This window comes from Bifidobacterium sp. ESL0728 (assembly GCF_029392015.1).
GTDB lineage: Bacteria > Actinomycetota > Actinomycetes > Actinomycetales > Bifidobacteriaceae > Bifidobacterium.
In genome coordinates, this window is record NZ_CP113925.1 from 1,275,693 (window position 1) to 1,295,175 (window position 19,483).

The 19,483-nt window shown below is 55.8% G+C and carries 15 protein-coding genes and 5 tRNA genes; 16 read left to right on the forward strand and 4 right to left on the reverse strand.

Annotation, left to right across the window (positions count from 1 at the left end; translation table 11 throughout):
• Positions 1 to 260: 260 nt before the first annotated feature.
• Both tal and tkt read right to left on the reverse strand, forming a co-directional pair.
• Positions 261 to 1,364 (reverse strand): transaldolase, encoded by a 1,104-nt coding sequence (gene tal, locus OZX67_RS04955; RefSeq protein WP_277144769.1) that lies wholly within the window; start codon positions 1,362 to 1,364, stop codon positions 261 to 263.
• 115 nt (positions 1,365 to 1,479) lie between these two features.
• Entirely contained in the window at positions 1,480 to 3,582 is a 2,103-nt protein-coding gene (gene tkt, locus OZX67_RS04960) for a transketolase (RefSeq protein ID WP_277144771.1), read from the reverse strand.
• 285 nt (positions 3,583 to 3,867) lie between these two features.
• Between tkt and hrcA the strand changes: the two genes are divergently transcribed.
• Together hrcA and dnaJ are read left to right on the forward strand one after the other, a co-directional pair.
• Positions 3,868 to 4,968, forward strand: a complete 1,101-nt coding sequence (hrcA, locus tag OZX67_RS04965; RefSeq protein WP_277144773.1) for a heat-inducible transcriptional repressor HrcA — start codon at positions 3,868 to 3,870, stop codon at positions 4,966 to 4,968.
• A gap of 82 nt (positions 4,969 to 5,050) precedes the next feature.
• Positions 5,051 to 6,196 (forward strand): molecular chaperone DnaJ, encoded by a 1,146-nt coding sequence (gene dnaJ, locus OZX67_RS04970; RefSeq protein WP_277144776.1) that lies wholly within the window; start codon positions 5,051 to 5,053, stop codon positions 6,194 to 6,196.
• Positions 6,197 to 6,396: 200 nt separating this feature from the next.
• Here the strand turns inward: dnaJ and OZX67_RS04975 are convergent, their stop codons facing one another.
• Positions 6,397 to 7,188 (reverse strand): fructosamine kinase family protein, encoded by a 792-nt coding sequence (locus tag OZX67_RS04975; RefSeq protein ID WP_277144778.1) that lies wholly within the window; start codon positions 7,186 to 7,188, stop codon positions 6,397 to 6,399.
• A gap of 279 nt (positions 7,189 to 7,467) precedes the next feature.
• Here OZX67_RS04975 and uppP point away from each other — a divergent pair, with 279 nt between their 5' ends.
• A complete protein-coding gene (gene uppP, locus OZX67_RS04980) occupies positions 7,468 to 8,382 on the forward strand; it encodes an undecaprenyl-diphosphatase UppP (protein ID WP_277144780.1) in 915 nt (304 codons plus the stop codon).
• Between the two features lie 124 nt (positions 8,383 to 8,506).
• On the opposite strand, the gene OZX67_RS04985 is transcribed toward uppP, so the two are convergent.
• Positions 8,507 to 9,385 (reverse strand): PAC2 family protein, encoded by an 879-nt coding sequence (locus OZX67_RS04985; protein ID WP_277144782.1) that lies wholly within the window; start codon positions 9,383 to 9,385, stop codon positions 8,507 to 8,509.
• A gap of 228 nt (positions 9,386 to 9,613) precedes the next feature.
• Here OZX67_RS04985 and OZX67_RS04990 point away from each other — a divergent pair.
• The 13 genes from OZX67_RS04990 to ruvC all read left to right on the forward strand — a co-directional run bounded on the left by OZX67_RS04990 (position 9,614) and on the right by ruvC (position 19,401).
• Positions 9,614 to 9,686 (forward strand) — tRNA-Gly (locus OZX67_RS04990).
• A gap of 29 nt (positions 9,687 to 9,715) precedes the next feature.
• Positions 9,716 to 9,786, forward strand: a tRNA-Cys gene (locus OZX67_RS04995).
• Positions 9,787 to 9,822: 36 nt separating this feature from the next.
• Positions 9,823 to 9,895, forward strand: a tRNA-Val gene (locus OZX67_RS05000).
• Between the two features lie 89 nt (positions 9,896 to 9,984).
• Positions 9,985 to 10,057, forward strand: a tRNA-Val gene (locus OZX67_RS05005).
• A gap of 114 nt (positions 10,058 to 10,171) precedes the next feature.
• Positions 10,172 to 11,128, forward strand: coding sequence for a cation diffusion facilitator family transporter (locus tag OZX67_RS05010; RefSeq protein WP_277144784.1), 957 nt, complete (start codon positions 10,172 to 10,174; stop codon positions 11,126 to 11,128).
• Between the two features lie 279 nt (positions 11,129 to 11,407).
• Entirely contained in the window at positions 11,408 to 12,214 is an 807-nt protein-coding gene (locus OZX67_RS05015) for a class II glutamine amidotransferase (protein WP_277144786.1), read from the forward strand.
• 221 nt (positions 12,215 to 12,435) lie between these two features.
• Positions 12,436 to 12,511, forward strand: a tRNA-Gly gene (locus tag OZX67_RS05020).
• A 381-nt stretch (positions 12,512 to 12,892) separates the two neighbouring features.
• Positions 12,893 to 14,926: a threonine--tRNA ligase gene (gene thrS, locus OZX67_RS05025; protein ID WP_277144788.1), complete on the forward strand. Its 2,034-nt coding sequence runs from the start codon at positions 12,893 to 12,895 to the stop codon at positions 14,924 to 14,926.
• A gap of 31 nt (positions 14,927 to 14,957) precedes the next feature.
• Complete coding sequence (locus OZX67_RS05030) at positions 14,958 to 15,614, forward strand: CDP-alcohol phosphatidyltransferase family protein (RefSeq protein ID WP_277144791.1); 657 nt, start codon at positions 14,958 to 14,960, stop codon at positions 15,612 to 15,614.
• 83 nt (positions 15,615 to 15,697) lie between these two features.
• Positions 15,698 to 16,711, forward strand: coding sequence for a phosphatidylinositol mannoside acyltransferase (locus OZX67_RS05035; RefSeq protein WP_277144793.1), 1,014 nt, complete (start codon positions 15,698 to 15,700; stop codon positions 16,709 to 16,711).
• A gap of 99 nt (positions 16,712 to 16,810) precedes the next feature.
• Complete coding sequence (locus OZX67_RS05040) at positions 16,811 to 18,001, forward strand: glycosyltransferase family 4 protein (protein ID WP_277144795.1); 1,191 nt, start codon at positions 16,811 to 16,813, stop codon at positions 17,999 to 18,001.
• A gap of 53 nt (positions 18,002 to 18,054) precedes the next feature.
• A complete protein-coding gene (locus OZX67_RS05045; protein ID WP_277144797.1) occupies positions 18,055 to 18,813 on the forward strand; it encodes a YebC/PmpR family DNA-binding transcriptional regulator in 759 nt (252 codons plus the stop codon).
• 6 nt (positions 18,814 to 18,819) lie between these two features.
• Positions 18,820 to 19,401, forward strand: coding sequence for a crossover junction endodeoxyribonuclease RuvC (ruvC, locus tag OZX67_RS05050; RefSeq protein ID WP_277144799.1), 582 nt, complete (start codon positions 18,820 to 18,822; stop codon positions 19,399 to 19,401).
• The last annotated feature ends 82 nt before the right edge of the window (positions 19,402 to 19,483 follow it).

Here is a 19,483-nt window from a genome sequence, read left to right on the forward strand (position 1 = left end):
AAAGTTCATCTCCCGACTTCCACAACGTTAGTTTTTATATTCGCTGGCAGAAAGAGTCTCCTTTGGCATGAGTGTGCCCCTCGGATATGTGTTGTTCAGACGTAAAGCTTTGTCTTTTATTCGCTGGCAGAAAGAGTTTCCTTTCGCATAAGTAGAACCCCGGGGATATGCGTTGTTGTGGCGTAAGACATGGCTGAGCGGCCAAGGAGCGTCCACAACAATGTATATCCCCGGGGTTCTACGACAACCCTTAAAGGGAATCAGCCATTGACGCGGTCAATACCGGCCTGAGTGTCGGAAAGGACCGAATCCCAAGAAGCGATGAACTTGGCAACGCCGTCGGCTTCGAGCTGATCGGTGACATCCTTGATGTTGATGCCGAGGGCGGCGAGCTTGTCCATGACGGCCTGGCTCTCCTCATAGGTGCCTTCGATGCTCGGCTTGCCGTCACCGTGGTCGGCGAGGGCGTTGAGCGTCTTTTCCGGCATGGTGTTGACGACGTCGGGGGCGACGAGCTCGTCGACGTACTTGCAGTCGGAGTAGGCGGCGTTCTTGGTGCCGGTGGAGGCCCACAGCGGACGCTGCTTCTTGGCACCCTTGGCCTCAAGCGCGGGCCAGCGAGGATCGGACGCGAACTTCTCCTGCCAGAGCTTGTAGGCGAGGCGGGCGTTGGCCACAGCGGCCTTGCCTTCCAGGGCCTTCGCTTCGTCGGAGCCGTTGGCTTCGAGCAGCTTGTCCACGGCGGTGTCGACGCGGGAGACGAAGAACGAGGCGACCGAAGCCATCTTGCTCAGGTCGTGACCGTTCTTGGCGGCCTGTTCCATGCCGGCGATGTAGGCGTCCATGACCTGCTCATAGCGTTCGAGCGAGAAAATCAGCGTTACATTGACGGAGATACCCTTGGCGAGCGTGGCGGTGATGGCCGGCAGACCTTCAAGTGTTGCTGGGATCTTGATCAGAGCGTTCGGACGATCGACCATCTTCCAAAGCAGTTCGGCCTGCTTCTCGGTGTTCTCGGTGTCGTGAGCCAGACGAGGGTCAACCTCGATGGAGACGCGGCCGTCAACGTAATCGGTCTTCTCGGCGACTTCACGGAAGATGTCGGTGGCGTTGCGCACATCGGTGGTGGTCAGTTCACGAACGGCGTCCTCGACGTTGATCTTGCCGAGTTCCTTGAGCTGTTCGTCGTAAGGTCCGACCTGGGCCAGAGCCTTCTGGAAGATGGACGGGTTGGTGGTCACGCCGACGACATTCTTGGTCTTGATGAGCTCCTGCAGATTGCCGGAGGTGATGCGGGTGCGATCAAGGTCATCAAGCCAGATCGAAACACCGGAATCACTGGTACGCTGTGTTGCTTCTGTCATATTTATCTCCTTATTCCAACGTTGGTATTGGAAAGTCTTTTATTTTAAAAGCGGTGCGGTTTCGCGGTTCTTGCGAAATATCGCGAACAACCGCACCACTTTTACATTGTTGAGGTCAGGCCTCGCGAGCCTCTTCGATGGAGGCTTCCGCTGCTTCGACCACATGCTCGGCGGTGATGCCAAGGTCAATCATGTTCTGAGCGCCGTTGCCTTGCAGGCCGAAGCGTTCGATCGAAATCGGCTTGCCGTAGCTGCCGAGGTACTTGTACCAGGGCTGGGCGACGCCGGCTTCGATGGAGACGCGGGCCTTAACGGACTTCGGAAGCACGGCCTCCTTGTAGTCGTCGTCCTGTTCCTCGAACCATTCCATGGACGGCATGGAGACCACGCGGGCCTTCACACCCTTGGCGGCGAGGGTCTTGGCGCCCTCGACGGCCCACTGGACCTCGGAACCGGTGGCCATGATGATGACATCGGGTTCGCCGTCGGTGTCGACGAGAATGTAAGCGCCCTTGCGGACGCCGTCACGCGCTTTCTCGGCGGTTTCGGCAAGCGTCGGGACACCCTGACGGGTGAGAATCATCGCGGTCGGCAGCGTGTTCTTCTTCTCGAAGAAGTAGCGGTAGGCCTCGGCGGTCTCGTACTCGTCGGCAGGACGAACGACTTCCATATCAGGCATGGCACGGAAGGCGGCGAGATGCTCGATCGGCTGATGGGTCGGGCCGTCTTCGCCGAGGGCCACGGAATCGTGGGTCCACACGTAAAGGTTCGGAATCTTCATGAGTGCGGCAAGACGCACGGCCGGACGCTCGTAATCAGAGAACTGGAAGAACGTACCGCCGAACGGACGGGTGTAGCCGTCCAGCAGGATGCCGTTGGTGATGGCACCCATGGCGAATTCACGGACGCCGAAGTGCAGCTGACGACCGTATTTGCTGGCTTCGGGCCAGGTGCGGGTCTCGTCGGCCTTGGGGCCGAAGGTCTCAGCACCGCTGATGTCGGTCTTGTTGGAACCACCGAGATCGGCTGAGCCGCCCCAGAGTTCAGGCATGACCTTGGCGATGGCGTTGAGGACCTGGCCGGAGGACTTACGGGTCGCGGCCTGGTCGCCGGCGGCAAAGCCCTTCTCAAGCTCGTCGATGGCCTCGTCGAAGCCTTCGGGAAGCTTGTGGGCCTTAATGCGATCGTAAAGCTTGGACTGCTCGGGGTTGGCCTTGCGCCAGGCCGCGAGCTTCTCATCCCATTCCTTGTGAGCCTCAAGACCACGGTCGGCGACCTTGCGGGCGTGGGCCAAAGCCTCTTCGTCGACAGGGAAGTCGACATCTGGATCGAAACCGAGGACCTTCTTCAGGCCGGCAACGGCTTCCGGACCCAGCTTGGAGCCGTGGGCGGATTCGTCGTTGGTCTTGCCGGGGGTCGGCCAGGCCATCAGGGTGTCGACCTTGATGAACTTCGGACGGTCGGTGACCTGTTCGGCCTTGTCGAGCGCAGCGGCCAGAGCTGCGGTGTCTTCCTTGTAGGAACCGTCGGGCTGGACGAAGCTGACTTCGTCGGTGTACCAGCCGTAAGCCTCATAACGCTTGAGGATATCCTCGGAGAAGGTGAGCTTAGTGTCGCCTTCGATCTGGATGTGGTTGGCGTCGAAGATTACGGTCAGATTGCCGAGATGTTCGTTTCCGGCGAGTGAGGATGCCTCAGAAGAGACGCCTTCCTCGACGTCGCCTTCGCCGCAGATGACCCAGATCTTGTGATCGAAGGGTGAGGTGCCGGCGGGGGCGTTCGGGTCGAGCAGACCACGCTGGAAGCGCTGGCCGTAGGCGAAGCCGACAGCGGAGGCAAGACCCTGGCCGAGCGGGCCGGTAGTCATTTCCAGGCCCGGGGTCAGGCCGACTTCGGGATGACCCGGGGTACGGGTGTCAGCGCCGCCGCGGAAGTACTTGAGATCGTCGATGGTCAAGCCGTAACCGGAGAAGTAGAGCTGGACGTACTGCGTCAACGAGGCATGTCCGCCAGAAAGGATGAAACGATCGCGACCGTCCCAGTGGGGGTCGTTGGGATCGTGCTTGATGTAATGCTGGTAAAGCGTATAGGCGATTGGAGCCAGGGAAATTGGAGAGCCCGGGTGGCCGCTGCCAGCCCGTTCAACCGCGTCCGCGGAGAGCACCTTCGCCATTTTGACGGCACGCTCGTCCAAATCCGACCAAGTGAAATCGGTCATAGGTTTATACTTTCCTTCCAATATTCCGGATGCCGCAAACGCGGCTTATTCCGCGCCGCAGAGCACCCTCACATTGCCCTTTCATGCTAACTTTAAGAGCCGACGAAAAGTGCGATTTTGAACACGTTTGGTATGTTTTGTTATGTTAACGTTCACGTAAACAAAGTCTCGGTAAATGACGGAATTTTCTGAGAGTGGAACAATTAGCACTCTCAGACCAAGAGTGCTAATACTTTGATATACTCAATAATAGTTGAGTTTCAAATGACCATGGAAGGAGAGCCGATGACACAGTCAAGACGCATGCTGGTGCTGAGGGCCGTGGTCGAGGATTACATCCGTTCGCAGGAGCCCGTCGGATCGACGGCTCTGACACGGGCTCACAACCTGGGGGTAAGTTCGGCGACCATTCGCAACGATATGTCGGCATTGGAGGAAGAGGGCTATCTGATTCAGCCGCATACCTCGGCCGGGCGCATCCCCACGGAACGGGGTTACCGTTATTTCGTCGACCGTCTCGCTTCGGTCGTTCCGCTCTCCGAAGCGCAACGCCGCGGCATCACCACGTTCCTTTCCGGTTCGGTAAGCCTGCCGGACACCTTGCAGCGGGCCGCGCGCCTTTTGGCCAATATCACCGGTCAGGTCGCCGTGGTCTCCTCTCCCGCGCTTTCGAAATCAAAACTGCGTCATATCGAAATCGTTCCGTTGAACGCGGCCACCATGCTGACGGTCATCATCACCGATTCGGGTTCAGTGGCCCAGCATACCTTTACGTTGAGGGAACTTCCCGATGCGGTCGCGTTGAACAGGTTCTCCGAGCTTGTCAATGCCCAGTGCATGGATATGCCCCTTGTGCAGGCGGCCCGGCGCATCCGCACCATCATCAAGGCTCCTGAATACAGTTCGGTGCGTCCTCTGGGAGAGAGCTTGGCCAGAACCGTGGAATCAATGGCACATGACGAAGGCACCGGTCAGATGTATATGGCCGGAACCTCGCAGCTCGCACACAAGCAGTCCCATGCCGATCTTGCTCCGTTGTTCGACGCGTTGGAGGAGCAGGTCGTCATCATGCGTCTGATGAGCGATCTGAGCGAGGAAAACGAGGATGTCGGCGTGGCCATCGGTTCAGAGACGAGGACACCGGGGCTTATCCACGCCTCCGTGGTCTCTTCCGGTTACGGTCGCAGCGAGACCAACGGGGAAACCGATGACGATGGTACGAAAGGCGGGCAGGATAATGGTGGACCTGCGGAATCCGGTTCGCATCCCGTCGCCTTCGTCGGTTCCATCGGCCCAACCCATATGGATTATGAGACGACGATCACCGCAGTGCGCGCCGTCGCCAGATATCTGACGGATTTGATAACAAGGGATGAGGCGGCCTAGTATTCCAAGGCTTATGAAACAATAACTGGCAGAACGCAACATAAACGTTATTCGGTAACAGTAATACATTCGAGGAATTTCAGTGGCAGAAACAGATTATTACGAAGTTTTGGGTGTCGAGCGTACGGCAAGTGACGAGGAAATAAAAAAAGCCTATCGCAAAATGAGCCGTAAATATCATCCGGACATCGCCGGCCCTCAGTTCGAGGACAAGTTCAAGGAAGTCAACAACGCCTACGAGGTGCTTTCCGACCCCGACAAACGCCGTATGTATGATTCCGGCGTCGACCCGAACGATCCGAATGCGGGTTCCGGATTCGCTTCCGCAGGTTTTGGCGATATGGGCGACATCTTCGGCCAGTTCTTCGGCAACGCGTTCGGTGGTGGCAGCCAAGGCCCGATTCCTCGCACCCAACCGGGACGCGATGCGCTTTCCAGCACGTCGATCAATCTCAAGACAGCGGTATTCGGCGGAACCGCGCACGTCAAGATCAACACGTTCGGCCTGTGCCCGAAGTGTGGTGGGCAGGGCACGGCAAACGGCGAAAAGCCGGTAACATGCCCGGATTGCAATGGTCAGGGTTCGAGGCAGCAGGTCCGTCGCACCATGCTCGGCCAGATGATGACCACAGTGCAATGCGAGCGCTGCGAAGGGCATGGCACCATCATCGAGCATCCGTGCCCGACCTGCCAGGGTCACGGCCGTATCCGCACTTCACGAGATGTGGGGGTCACCATACCTGCCGGAATCGAGGACAATACCCGTCTGCGTCTGGCCAACCAGGGGGAAGTCGGCGAAGGCGGCGGCGCCGCGGGCGACCTGTATATCGATATCCGTATCAAGCCGGACAAACAGTTCACCCGGGAAGGCGACGACCTGCACTGCTGGATTCAGATTCCGATGAGCTGGGCTGTGCTCGGCCATGATATGCAGATCGACACGTTCGATGGCAAGCAGACCATCAGCGTTCCGCAAGGCTGCCAGCCGGAGGAGACGGTGTCGATCAAGGGCATCGGCGTGGCCAAGATACGCAAGCCCGAGGAGCGTGGCGACCTTATCGCCCATTTCAGCGTGCATATTCCCACCAAGCTCAGCGACGGGGAACGCAAGCTCATGGAACAGTTCGCGCAAAGCCACGACGCTGATTCAGGTAAGGTTAATCAGAGCGCAAGGCCTACGACAAACAGGAAAGGCTTCTTCGACAAGATCAAAGACGCACTGCATTAAAAGCGGCAGGACGAACCCTCAAGAAAGCAGCTCGATGTAACGGATTGCGGAACTTCGCGACAAGTCGTTTGGTGGCTTCCCGACAATACGTTGCGACTTCAAAGCAAAACTGCAATACGGTTGGCATGGAAAAGAACCTTCGACCAGAGGCAGAGGCCCGGTCGAAGGTTCTTAGGTTTTTAAGACCTAAACAAAGTTCTTTATGACAGCAGCGAACGGCACATGGCGCGGTATTCGCTGACGTAGCCGCCGCCGAAGAACACGCAATGGCCGGCAATCGGATAGAGCTGCCAGATGGTGATCCGGTCCGGGAAGCCCTTCTTGAGTGGGCGTGCCGACTCGTAGCCGTCGATGATCTCGTCAAGATACGGCATACCGAAAAGATTGAGCATGGCCAGGTCTTCCTCACGGTGCCCGCCATGCGCGGCCGGGTCTATAAGCACGGCTTCGGCCTGCCCGGAATCGTCGGTCCACATCACGTTGCCGCTCCAAAGGTCGCCGTGAACGCGAGCCGGCTTGTCCTGCGCCGCAGGCCCAAGCAGATCCGGAAGGGCGTCGATGACTTCCTGCGTCATCTGAAGATCATTGTCGTTCAGTTCGCCGCGTTTGATGCCGAGCCTCACCATGGGAAGCAGCCGTCCATCGCCCAGGTAATCCACGGGATTCGTCCATTTACCGGTGTCCATGGGAACCGGGTCCTGCAAGGGCCCGAAGTAGCATGTCCCGTCGTAACCGGCCGGAGCCGAACCGAAATACTCCGCTCCTGCGTCATGCATATGTGCCAGTGCGACGCCGAAGTCGTGCGCGGCCTTGGGAGTGGGGGAGCAGGAGTTCACCCGTTCGATATCGAGCCAGCCGTCACCCCAACCATAGACATCGACGACGCGAGGTCCTCCCTGGGATCGAGCCTCGCCAAGCCATTTGAGCCCTTTGCCCTCGCACTCGAAGAATCCCTGAGGCGCGAATGCCCTGCTTTTACGATATTTTGCCATGATGTTACCCTTCGTTTGCATTCAGCAACTCTACAGAATCCTGCAAGTAATTGCGCTGCGGATTTTACCGGTTGGCTGTGCGGCGGTCATCGGCCTACCGTTTCGATGTTGTGATTCAATTGTGTGAGCGATGTGCGACAATCAAAGGCTTTGACACGCGAAGTTCCGGCATATTAGGTAACCTAAACAAGTTAGACACGAGCCTTTGCTGATTATCTGGCTTCGTGGGCCTACGAAAACAAGACAATTTTCTGGCAGAGATACGCACAAAGAGGGATCATGAATTTCTTCCAAGCCATCGTTTTGGGGCTGGTTCAAGCGCTTACCGAATATCTTCCGGTTTCTTCGAGCGCACATATTCGCATCGTAGGCGAGCTGATGCTGCATTCGGACCCGGGTGCTGCCTTTACAGCCATCATCCAGCTCGGCACCGAGCTTGCGGTCATCCTCTATTTCCGCCATGATATCGTCAATATCCTTTCCCACTGGTTCGGTTGCCTCTTCGGCCATCACGGCAAGGGTTGGAAGTCGCGTCTCGGCAAAGGCGACCGCGACGCCACCTTCGGCTGGTACATCATCATCGGCACGATGCCAATACTGATTGCGGGGATTCTCTTCCAGAAGACCATCGAAACCACGCTGCGCAACCTTTGGATCACCGTGACTGTCCTCCTGCTTTTCGGCATCCTTCTGTGGGTCGTCGACGCGAAGTTCCCCGAACGCAAGACCGTCAAGGAAATGAACTGGAAGGACGCACTGCTCTTTGGCGTCGGACAGATGCTTGCACTTATCCCAGGCGTATCGCGTTCAGGCGGCACCATCACCTTCGGCCGTGCAATGGGCTACACACGTGAGGACGCGGTTCGTGTGAGCTTCATCATGGCCATTCCCGCAGTTTTCGGCTCGGGAATACTTGAGGCCGTCAAAGCCGTCGGTGATTACAAAAGCGAGCCGAATTTCCCGGGCTGGGGAGCGACGTTGGCCGCGATGGTCGTCAGTTTTATTGTCGGCTATTTCGTTATCATCGCGTTCCTGAAATTCGTTTCGACGTTCTCCTACAAGGCGTTTGCGATTTATCGCATCATCATTGCTGTTGTGGTCGCGATTCTCCTGATTGCCGGCGTTCTTCAGGCTTCTCCTGCAGCCGCCGAAGCGGTTTCGTCCGTGATGGCGCCGATTGCAGCCATAGTCTGATTCGTCTCATGTTGCTTGACTGATCGAATATAAACAAATCAAAAGGTGTCTGTCGAACATGTAGTCGGCAGGCACCTTTTTTATTTAAAGTCATTGAGGTCGATGTATCCGTTAAGACTGATTTTCAGTCTTCAATATGCGAGAGGAATTCTTCGGCTTCCTGCGCTATCTCGTCGCCTCGAGGAACTGTCCCGTTGCCCAGTCTGTCAAGCTGCTGGTCAAGATCATATTTTGATTCCAGGTGCTCAATGTAATGTTTCAGGTCATCGTTGCAATTGGCGAGGACGTCGGCCTGTGCCTTCCAAGTCAGAGATTGCTTCGGCAACGTTCCTACGTTGAGCTGAACGCCGAGCATCTGCGAAAGTCTTTGCAAAATCTGCAAGGTACCTTGTGGGCATTCATCACCGGCGAGATATTCGGGCACGGAAACCCACATTGAATTGGTGTAGAAACCTTCCTGCTCGGCCAGCATGTCAAGCACCGTAGGGATGCCGACCGGTCCGTCGTAGGGGTTTTCGTCTTTGCCGTGTTTCTCCGAGTCCTTGACTGCACCTCCGCGAATGCTTGATTCGCCGCGTCGCAGAGCCGATTCTTCGACAGGTAGCGGACGGGTGTGCGGGCAATCGGCGAACATCGACCCCAACGTCACGATTTCGCCGACGTCCAGTTCGTCGGCGATACGCAGCGAGTTGCGGCAATAATCAATCCATCGGTAATTGGGTTCTGGTGCTATCTGCGCGTAGATGTGAAGTCTAGGCGCAACCGTGATTTCATAGAACGTGGTCTGCGGCCAGATGATGCGCGCCTGACCGGTGACGTGACAAATCATGGGACGTGCGGATTGCAGGTCATAGTAGCTGTCGGTGCGAATGTGCCGGATTTCCCGTGACTCGTAGCTTGCCACGAGATGGCGGATCACGTTTGTGGCTGCCTGACTGGCATCGTTCCAGCCTTCGAAGGCACAAATCATGATGGGATTCGTTGTTTTCGCATCAGATGTCATGAGTCCTAATCTAGCTGCTGGAAACCTTGAAATTTGAGGGCTTATGCCATCGGTGAATGACTTTCTTCTACTGGAGTAGAAAATAACATTATAGAAAATGCATGGTTATGACCCATAACGTGAAGAAAATATTGATATTTCGGGGCGACACGCAGCCATTTGTAAAAAGGCGCAAGAACATATATAGTTATCTCTCGTGCTTCGGTGAAGGAATTCATTGAAAGCTTTGCGGACATAGCTTAGTTGGTAAAGCGCGACCTTGCCAAGGTCGAGAGCGCGGGTCCGAGTCCCGTTGTCCGCTCTAGGTCCGAAGAGTTGTAACGACCTTACGGTGGGTTAGCCAATCGGTTAGGCAGCGGCCTGCAAAGCCGTATAGACGAGTTCGACTCTCGTACCCACCTCGGAAGATGGATGAGAATCCTGAATCCAAACAACCTGGGCGGTTGGCGCAGAGGCTAGCGCACTTCCCTGACACGGAAGGGGTCACAAGTTCGAATCTTGTATCGCCCACGAAAGCCGGAGGAGACTCCGGTTTTAATATATAGGCTGTGTTCCGGCGACTTAGTTGTCGGGGCAAGGCTTGCCACTAATTGAATATCGGGTGATTAGCGCAGCGGTTAGCGCACTTCCCTCACACGGAAGGGGTCGCTGGTTCGATTCCAGCATCACCCACGTTTTTCTTTGTTTTTCGGTTTTTCTTTTACTTATACATCTTGTCATGAGTTATTATTTTTTAAAGATTATATTCTGATGTATTGATTCTTAGGTTTAGCTGGGGGACAAGGTATGGCAAGCGATTCGGTAAAGACGGCGCTGTTGGCGAATGTTGGAGTGGCAGTCGCCAAGGGGCTTGCGGCGGTGTTCACCGGTTCGTCGGCGATGCTGAGCGAGGCAGTGCATTCCGTGGCCGATTGCGCCAACGAACTGGTGCTTATGGTCGGTGGCAAGGCCGCCGCGAAATCGGATAAGGACCATCCCTTCGGCCTCTACCGTGCCAAATACCTTGCGTCTTTCCTCGTGGCTACCCTGCTCTTCTTCGTTGGTGGCTGGTTCTCGTCTTCGCAAAGTTTCGAAAAACTCGTCAAACTCGCCAACGGATCGGCACCAAGAGGCGTCGAATCCATTGAGCTGCTGGCTTCGTTGGCTGTTATCGTCGTATCGGCCTGCCTGGAGGGTTACGGCCTGCATACATCGATCCGTGAGGCTCACGAACGCATGGAAACGCTCAAGATCGGGCATCTCAATCTGTTTGCTTTCTGGCGCAAGACCAAAAGCGCTGAACTTGCCTCGGTGATGATGGAAGACACCCTTGCCTTGGTCGGTCTTGTCTTCGCAGGGTTGGGAATTGCCATGGCGCTGGTCACCGGCGATGAGATCTGGGATGCAGTGGGCGGCATGTGCGTCGGCGTCATCCTTATTGTGGGAGCCGTTGCGCTCGGGTTCAAATCAGGTTCGCTACTGATCGGTGAGGCGGTGGAGCCCGAGATGGTTTCCCGTATCCGTGCGGCCGTCGAAGAGACTCCCGGCGTCGACAGACTGATCAACATGCAGGCCGTGCATATGGCCGAAGACGACATCCTGCTGTGCCTGAAAGTGCAGACCTCCGAGCTCGACCGTGACTACGACGTCGAGACCATCAACAAAATCGAATCGTCCGTGCGCAAGGCACTGCCGTTCTATCGTTTCGAAATCTATGTGGAACCCGATTTGTATCGGAAACCCAAGGAAGCGGAACAACTCTGAAAAAAAGAGTGTCATGATTGGTTTGTTTTACGATATCAGGGATCAACACGATACTAAGTAAAATTGACTTTTAGCTAGTCGATGACAAACCTGCATAGCCCTTATGAGATATACCCGTTCAGCGACCTTTTGTACGCATTCGAGCTTTGTTAGGCTTGTCGACACTTTTTGGCAGGAAAGCCTGACGAGTTATGCTCTGAGCGGGTCTATTTTCAAACAACGCAATTATAGTGAGCACCCATGTGCAGATTGCTTGGATACTGTGTCAATGCAGCTCAATTGAGTTTGAAAGATATTCTTGGGGAGAACGATACTGCCGATTTTCGCAGACTCAGTGAGATTCATAAGGACGGTTGGGGCGTCTCCTTGAAAGGGTTCATAGGTGACGACGCATCCCATGCTTCGGGGGACCGAACCTACCACACTACGGTCGCCGCCTATGTTGATCCGGTGTTTTCCTCCTTAGCCGAGGCACCCGCGCAGTCGGCACTGTGGCATTTGCGGTGGGGTAGCCCGGGAATCGCAGGGATAATCGAGAATCAACAGCCGTTCGCGTGTGACGGGATCGAGTTCATACACAATGGCCATATCGCCGGTGCAGACGATGTCAATATTCTTGATAATCCTGATTTTGAAGTAGATCGTGACATTGTCGGATCCATCAGTATCCACAGCGATTCTGCGATCTTTTTCGCTGTCATAGTAGGGTATACCCGTCAGGGGATGAAGCTCAGTGATGCGATTTTGCATGCGGTCGGAAAGATGCGAGAAACATATCCTATGTCAAGTTACAACTGCATTGTGCGTGATGACGAGGAAATGGTTGCTGTACAGGCTGGCTGTGGAGGAAAGACTGTGCCGGAGATTACAGAGTTCTATAATGATTATGGTTGGACCGGTCAGGGTGACGACTACGCAACCATGCGCTTCCGCGATATCAGAGACGATAAAGACCATGGATTGGGGTTGTTGGTCGCAAGTTCCGGGTTCCGTCAGGATGCGGATGGCGGTTGGCGTGAGATGGGCAACAACACCATGTTGATCGCATCTCGTCGAACCGGAAGATATTTCCTTCGTTCACTGTGATAAACCTGCGGCATACGATCATAGTTTGATAACTAAAATCCCGCCGAAGTCTTATCGCTACTGAATTAACTAGATTGATGAGATTCTCGGATTTTTGGTATTATCTTTCGTAAGATGTGCGTCGGTCGATTTCCGTTTAGATCGGGTGTCTTTTCAGGAAAACGCGCCGATGATTTGCGAGATGAACCGGGTACCTGTATATTTTTTGACTGTTGTCTTTTGCGGACATAGCTTAGTTGGTAAAGCGCGACCTTGCCAAGGTCGAGAGCGCGGGTCCGAGTCCCGTTGTCCGCTCCATTCCCTTTCATCGCCTCAGTGCCAACGAATCTCAATCATATTTTTAGAAGTATATTGTCGTTATTTATCAGTCTTGATTGGGGTTCTGGGATATGCCTTGTTCGGACGTAAGACACGGCCGAGCAAAATCAAAGATTTTGCCTTCGCGCTCGATACTTCGCGCTCACCGAACCTATGTAAAGCCCACAAGGCTTTCCAATTAACGGTTTGGCCAGGAGCGTCCCGAATAAGGTATATCCCAGAACCCCCGCACAGTAAGTAATCTTGAAGATGCATAGTTATGATCCTATGTCGCCCATAACCAATATCGTTGGCACTGTTGATTTACCGTCCAGGCCTGCCCCTAGTAACGCGGGCCCTGAAAGCAAAGGACACCATACCATGGCTGAACAAACCATCTCCATCAAACTCAACGGCGAAGCAAAGGAGGTGGGAGCCACGCAGACGGGCACCGATCTTTTTGCAGAAGACAAGAACATCATTGCCGTCCGTTTGAACGGCAAACCCCGTGACCTTTACACCCCGCTTCATGACGGCGACACCGTTGAACCCATCGCTTTGGACAGCGAGGACGGTCTGGCCATCATGCGCCACTCCGCCACCCACGTCATGGCGCAGGCCGTTCAGGAGATTCGCCCGGATGCCAAGCTCGGCATAGGCCCGGCCATCGATAATGGCTTCTACTATGATTTCGACGTCGATAAGCCCTTCACGCCTGAGGATTTGAAGGAAATCGACAAGCGCATGAAGCGCATCATCAAGTCCTCCCAGGCATTCCGTCGTCGCGTGGTCAGTGAGGACGAGGCCAGAAAAGAAGAGGCCGATCAGCCTTACAAGCTCGAGCTCATCGGTAAGAAGAAGGAAGATATCGACGAGACCGTCGGCACCGAGGTACCGAATCAGGGTGAAATCACGATGTATGACAATGTTGACCGTGATGGCAACATTGTCTGGAAGGATCTCTGCCAAGGGCCGCACCTGCCCAATACCCGTTATATCAAGGCATTCAAGCTGGAACGTACCGCCGCCGCCTACTGGCTCGGTGACGAGCACAATCCATCCATGCAGCGCATTTATGGCACCGCGTGGGCTTCCAAGGAAGATCTGAAGGCCTATCAGGCTCGCATGGAAGAGGCCGCCAAGCGCGATCACCGTAAGCTCGGCGCCGAAATGGACCTCTTCTCCTTCCCGGAGGAGATCGGACCCGGTCTGCCCGTTTTCCACCCGAAGGGCGGCGCCATCATCAACGCCATGGAAGACTACTCCCGTGAAATGCACCGCAAAGCCGGTTACAGCTTCGTGCAGACCCCGCACATCACCAAGGGAGGCCTCTACGAGACCAGCGGCCACCTGCAGTGGTACAAGGACGGCATGTTCCCGCCGATGCACTTGGACGAAGAGGTGGACGAGGACGGCAATGTCACCAAGAAGGGCTTCGACTACTACCTGAAGCCGATGAACTGCCCGATGCACAACCTGATTTTCAAGTCCCGCCAGCGCTCCTACAAGGAGCTGCCGCTGCGTCTCTTCGAGTTCGGCACCGTCTATCGCTACGAGAAGAGCGGAGAGGTTCACGGACTGACCCGCGTACGCGGCTTGACGCAGGACGATTCCCATATCTACTGCACCCGCGACCAGATGAAGGATGAGTTGAAGTCCATCCTGAACTTCGTGCTGAAAGTGCTGCGCGACTTCGGTCTGAGTGACTTTTATCTTGAGCTTTCCACCAAGGATGAGGACAAGTTCGTCGGATCCGACGAGATTTGGACGGAAGCCACGGAGACGCTGCGCGAGGTCGGTGAGGAATCCGGGCTCGACCTTGTGGCCGATCCGGGCGGGGCCGCGTTCTATGGCCCGAAGATCTCCGTGCAGGCACGTGACGCCATCGGCCGCACCTGGCAGATCTCGACCATCCAGCTCGATTTCAACCTGCCTGAGCGCTTCAAGCTCGAATACATCGCCAAAGATGGCACCCATCAGCGTCCGGTGATGATTCACCGCGCCCTGTTCGGCTCCATCGAGCGCTTCTTCGCCATTCTGCTTGAGCACTATGCCGGTGCCTTCCCGGTCTGGCTCGCCCCCGTTCAGGTCACTGGCATCCCTGTGGCCGACGAGTTCGCGCCCCATCTGCAGAAGTTCATCGATTCACTGACTCAGGAGACGGTGCGCTGCGAGATGGATACCTCTGATGACCGTTTCGGCAAGAAGATCCGCAACGCCTCCAAATCCAAGGTGCCTTTCACCTTGATTGTCGGAGAGGACGACGTCAACAAGAACGCGGTCAGCTTCCGTTTCCGCGACGGCAGCCAGCTCAATGGCGTTCCGGTCGATACGGCCAAGGCCGACATTCTCAAGGTCATCAAGTCCCGCGCCCAGGTCAACAACGCCGACGATTTCGCTCAAGCGACCAAGTAAGTAAGAGAAAGTTGCTGAGGAAAGCATAAGCATGCTCGAAAAACTACGACCACCGTTCAAGCGCCTTATCGCGCCAATAGCCAAGCTGTTGGTTGCGATGGGTTTCACGGCGAACGCAGTGACCATCGTCGGGGCCGTCGGTACGATTCTCGTGGCCATTGCCACGGGAATCACCGGCTGGCTCATACCAGGCTCCATACTGATGGCCATTCTTGCGGCTTTCGATTCGTTGGACGGCTCGGTGGCCGCACTGACCACGGGCGGCACCAAATTCGGCGCTTTCCTAGACTCCACGCTCGATCGTATTGCCGATTGGGCCGTGCTCTTTGCCGTGGTGCTCTATTTCCTGCTGCACGGCGGCATGTCGATTGCCTCGGGAACCATCGATATGGATGATGTGATCGGTTGGGTCGGCATCGGCGCATCGATGTACGCGATGATGACTTCCTTCGTCACCTCATACGCCCGTGCCCGCGCCGAATCTGTCGGTTACGAGGCCAAAAACGGCATTGCCACAAGAAGTGACCGTCTGGTCATCATCCTTGTCGGCATGCTCCTGAGCGGCATTTTCCGTGATCCTCGCTGGCTCATGGCTTTCATCGTGATTCTGGCGGTGCTGGGTACGATTACCGTTTTCCAGCGTATCTTCGAGGTTCGTCGGCAGATGAAGGCCGACGGCGCGATCTGATATCATACGAAAGCCTGTCTTGCATTTTCGTTCGACCATGCAAGACAGGCTTTCGTATAATATCTGAAAGACCAATTACCAACATGCTCGATAATTTCCTTGTATTCCTGGCAAAGCACCCTAGAATTATCCCCGAACCATTGCTGCGTGGCCTTTTCCTGTTCGCCGCAGATGTTTGCTGGCTGTTCCGTATCGGGGGAGTCAGGCAGCTCGAACGAAATTTGCGTCATGTCCTCGAATCGCGGGATGGAACTGTTTCGGAAAAGACTCTTCGCCAAACCAGCCACCGCGGCATGCGTTCCTATTTCACCTACTTTGCCGAGGCGATGACCGTAGGCGGCCAGTCCGATGAAACGCTCCTCGCACGTACCCGGCCGATTGGTCCTGGTCTGCCGATTTGCAAGGAACTTGTGCATGACAATCCGGGCAGTGCGCCCATGGCCATCAGCCATCAGGGCAACTGGGATTATGAAGGCTTCCTTGCGGCCAACGTCCTTGCTCCGGTAACCGTGACCGCGGAACGGCTCAAAAACAAGAAGCTGCTCGACACCTTCATCGAAATCCGGAAACGCGTGAATATCACTGTGTTTCTCACCGGCCAGCCGCATCTTATCGAAAAACTCGAAGATGTGTTGGCCAAGCCGCACGTTCTTGTGCCGCTGCTCGCCGACCGTGACCTGAGCCGGCACGGCGAATTCGTACATGCCTTCGGCTCCACCATCCGTGTGGCGCGCGGGCCGGCGACGTTGGCACTGGACACCGGCAAGCCGTTGTTCGTGGTCAACATGTTCCGGGAGAAACTTTCCGGCGAGGCCCGACGCAAGGCAGGCATCAGATATGGGTATGTCGTCGACATCAGCGCGCCGGTGGACATCGACCGCTTCCGCAGCCTGCCTCGCGAAGAGGCCATCCACGCCATCAGCCAAGCTTGGGTCGATGTGTGGAGCCGAGACATTTCCGCACATCCTGAGGACTGGCACATGTTGCAGCCGATCTTTATCGAAGATCTGGATATGTCACGTTTGAAGGACGTTCCCGACGAAGTGATGGCAGAGCTCAGGCAAATCAACAAAACCGATAAAACCTCAAACGGATAAATCGATTAACCGATAAAACCACAACGTGATTATTGTCTCTATGGTGATTGCGCCAGAAATTAAAACCGAAATACCGAATCTATGGCAGAATAAAGAATCATGTCTTATATAGAAAACGATGGAGCCATCGAACGCCCAGATCCGCTTCACGGCAGAAAGCTGAATGTCGGCATCATCTCGCCGTATTCGTTCGAGACGCCCGGCGGCGTACAGTTCCATATCCGCGATTTCGCCGAAGAGCTGATGAAACGCGGGCATCATGTGGAGGTGCTGGCTCCGGGCCGCAGGACGCGAGACATGCCTCTTTGGGTGACCACGAACGATTCCTCGTTTTCCATTCCCTACAACGGCTCCGTTGCCCGCCTGAGCTATTTCGGCTTTGTCGGGCCCCGCACCCGTCGCTGGGTCAAGCAGGGTCATTTCGACATCGTCCACTTGCATGAACCGGAAACGCCGTCGCTGAGTCACAAACCACTGACGATGATTCATCACCCCCCGTTTGTCGGCACGTTCCATGCAGCCTTCGACCCCTACCCGCTGGCGTTGCGCTTCTTCCAAGGTTATCTTCGGCAGTATCTCTCGCCGCTTTCGGCGGGAATCTGCGTTTCACAGGCCGCCAAAGACGTGGTCAACCATTACGGCCCCCGTGACATCGAATATGACGTCATTCCCAACGGCATCAATTGCAGGTTCTTTGCAAACGCCGAGTCCAATGCGTCGTGGCAGGGTACGACGCAACGTCCGACAATCGGCTTTCTGGGACGTATGGGTGAGACACGCAAAGGCTTCTCCGTTTTTGCCCGCGCTGCAAACGAGGTCATCAAGCGCTATCCATCCGCCCGATTCCTCTGCGCAGGCACGGGGGAGCAGGATGCCATAAAGATTATCGGCAAGATCGACCCCAGCGGAGCATTGACCAAACGCTTCGAATTTCTCGGGCGAATCAGTGACAAAGACAAAGCACGTTTCTACAAATCGCTTGATGTCTACGTCGCTCCACAGACCGGAGGGGAGAGCTTCGGTATCGTTCTGGTGGAAGCCATGGCCGCTTCGTGCGCGGTGGTCTCCAGCGACCTTGACGCCTTTGCGGCCGTCGCGCAGGATGGCGACGATGCAGCGTTATTCGCCAATGGCGATGGACACGATTGCGCACGTCAGATAATTTCGCTTTTGGACAATCCGGAGCGTAGGCAACGTCTTCGACGAGCCGGCTTTGAACGTTCGAAACGATATGACTGGCCTGTAGTGGCCAACCGGGTTTTACAAGTCTACGCGCGCGTATTGTCGTGAAACCGCTTTAAAATTGTTACGTTTAACGTATTCGTATACCTGCTAGGAGCAATATGTCAGGGCATTCCAAGTGGGCGACCACTAAAAACAAGAAGGCCGCCATCGATTCGAAGCGCGGCAAGCTGTTCGCCAAACTCATCAAGAACATCGAAATCGCAGCACGTCTGGGCGGCGGCGACCCCGACGGCAATCCGACTTTGTATGACGCCATTGTCAAGGCCAAAAAGTCTTCGATGCCGTCTGACAACATCAAGCGCGCCATCAAGCGCGGATCTGGTGCCGAAGCCGGTGCCGCCAATTACGAGAGCATCACCTACGAAGGCTATGCGCCGGCAGGCGTGGGCCTCATCATCGAGTGCCTCACTGACAACCGCAACCGTGCGGCTGCAGAAGTGCGTTCCACGCTCACCAAAGGCAACGGTTCGCTGGCCACCTCCGGCTCCGTGAGCTTCAACTTCGAGCGCAAAGGCCAGATCGTGGTTCCTTCGGAAGGGCTTGACTATGACAAGCTTTTCGAGATCGCTGCCGAAGCCGGTGCCGAAGACGTCAAGGACGAGGGCGATGTCTATACCGTCATCACCGGTCCCGAAGACATGGTCACTGTGCGTGAGGCCTTGCAGAAGGCCAACGTGGACTATGATTCGGCTGACTTAGTGATGATTCCCAAGACCGAGGTGGATCTGGGCCTCGAAGACGCGCAGAAGGTCTCCAAGCTCATCGACAATCTCGATGACCTTGATGATGTGCAGAACATCTACAGCAACTGGACCGCCTCCGACGAGGTCATGGAACAGCTGGATCAAGAGGAGTAATCCGCTGTGATCATTCTTGGCGTCGACCCCGGGCTCACACGCTGCGGGGTCGGTGTGATTGAAGCCGACGCATCGCGCCGGCTTTCTTTTGTTCACGTCGATGTTGTGCGAAGCGACCCGCATATCTCGCAGGATCTGCGACTGTTGGCCATATACAACGGACTTGCAGCCAAAATCGACAGATTCTCGCCCGATACCGTTTCCATCGAGCGCGTGTTCGCGCAGGAAAACCGGAATACAGTACTGGGTACCGCTCAAGCCGCCGGACTGGCCATGCTCGCCGCAGCCCAACGTGGCATTCCTGTGGCCCTGCACACGCCGACCGAAGCCAAAATGGCCGTGACCGGCAATGGGCGCGCCGAAAAGATTCAGGTGGAGCGCATGGTCGCACGCATCCTGAACCTCAACAAGATTCCGGAGCCGGCTGACGCGGCCGATGCCTTGGCACAGGCGATATGTCATGCTCTGCGTCCTTCCGGCGCGTTGGAAGGCGGGGAAAGGGAACAGCACCTCACCCTGGCGCAGCGTCAATGGGCGCAGGCCCAGCAGCATGCCAAGAAACGCCATAGCGTCGATAGGGGCATGTAAGCTATCGAACAGATGTTCGAATGTTTGGGTTAGCGAGATGTCTGGCTAAAACGGGCAGCTTGGTCTACTTCATTTCGAATCA

Excerpts from the sequence above, each read along its gene's own strand:
- tal (WP_277144769.1), bottom strand. The coding sequence starts at position 1,364 with ATGACAGAAGCAACACAGCGTACCAGTGATTCCGGTGTTTCGATCTGG.
- tkt (WP_277144771.1), bottom strand. The coding sequence starts at position 3,582 with ATGACCGATTTCACTTGGTCGGATTTGGACGAGCGTGCCGTCAAAATG.
- hrcA (WP_277144773.1), top strand. The coding sequence starts at position 3,868 with ATGACACAGTCAAGACGCATGCTGGTGCTGAGGGCCGTGGTCGAGGAT.
- OZX67_RS04975 (WP_277144778.1), bottom strand. The coding sequence starts at position 7,188 with ATGGCAAAATATCGTAAAAGCAGGGCATTCGCGCCTCAGGGATTCTTC.
- uppP (WP_277144780.1), top strand. The coding sequence starts at position 7,468 with ATGAATTTCTTCCAAGCCATCGTTTTGGGGCTGGTTCAAGCGCTTACC.
- OZX67_RS04985 (WP_277144782.1), bottom strand. The coding sequence starts at position 9,385 with ATGACATCTGATGCGAAAACAACGAATCCCATCATGATTTGTGCCTTC.
- OZX67_RS05010 (WP_277144784.1), top strand. The coding sequence starts at position 10,172 with ATGGCAAGCGATTCGGTAAAGACGGCGCTGTTGGCGAATGTTGGAGTG.
- thrS (WP_277144788.1), top strand. The coding sequence starts at position 12,893 with ATGGCTGAACAAACCATCTCCATCAAACTCAACGGCGAAGCAAAGGAG.
- OZX67_RS05030 (WP_277144791.1), top strand. The coding sequence starts at position 14,958 with ATGCTCGAAAAACTACGACCACCGTTCAAGCGCCTTATCGCGCCAATA.
- OZX67_RS05035 (WP_277144793.1), top strand. The coding sequence starts at position 15,698 with ATGCTCGATAATTTCCTTGTATTCCTGGCAAAGCACCCTAGAATTATC.
- OZX67_RS05040 (WP_277144795.1), top strand. The coding sequence starts at position 16,811 with ATGTCTTATATAGAAAACGATGGAGCCATCGAACGCCCAGATCCGCTT.
- OZX67_RS05045 (WP_277144797.1), top strand. The coding sequence starts at position 18,055 with ATGTCAGGGCATTCCAAGTGGGCGACCACTAAAAACAAGAAGGCCGCC.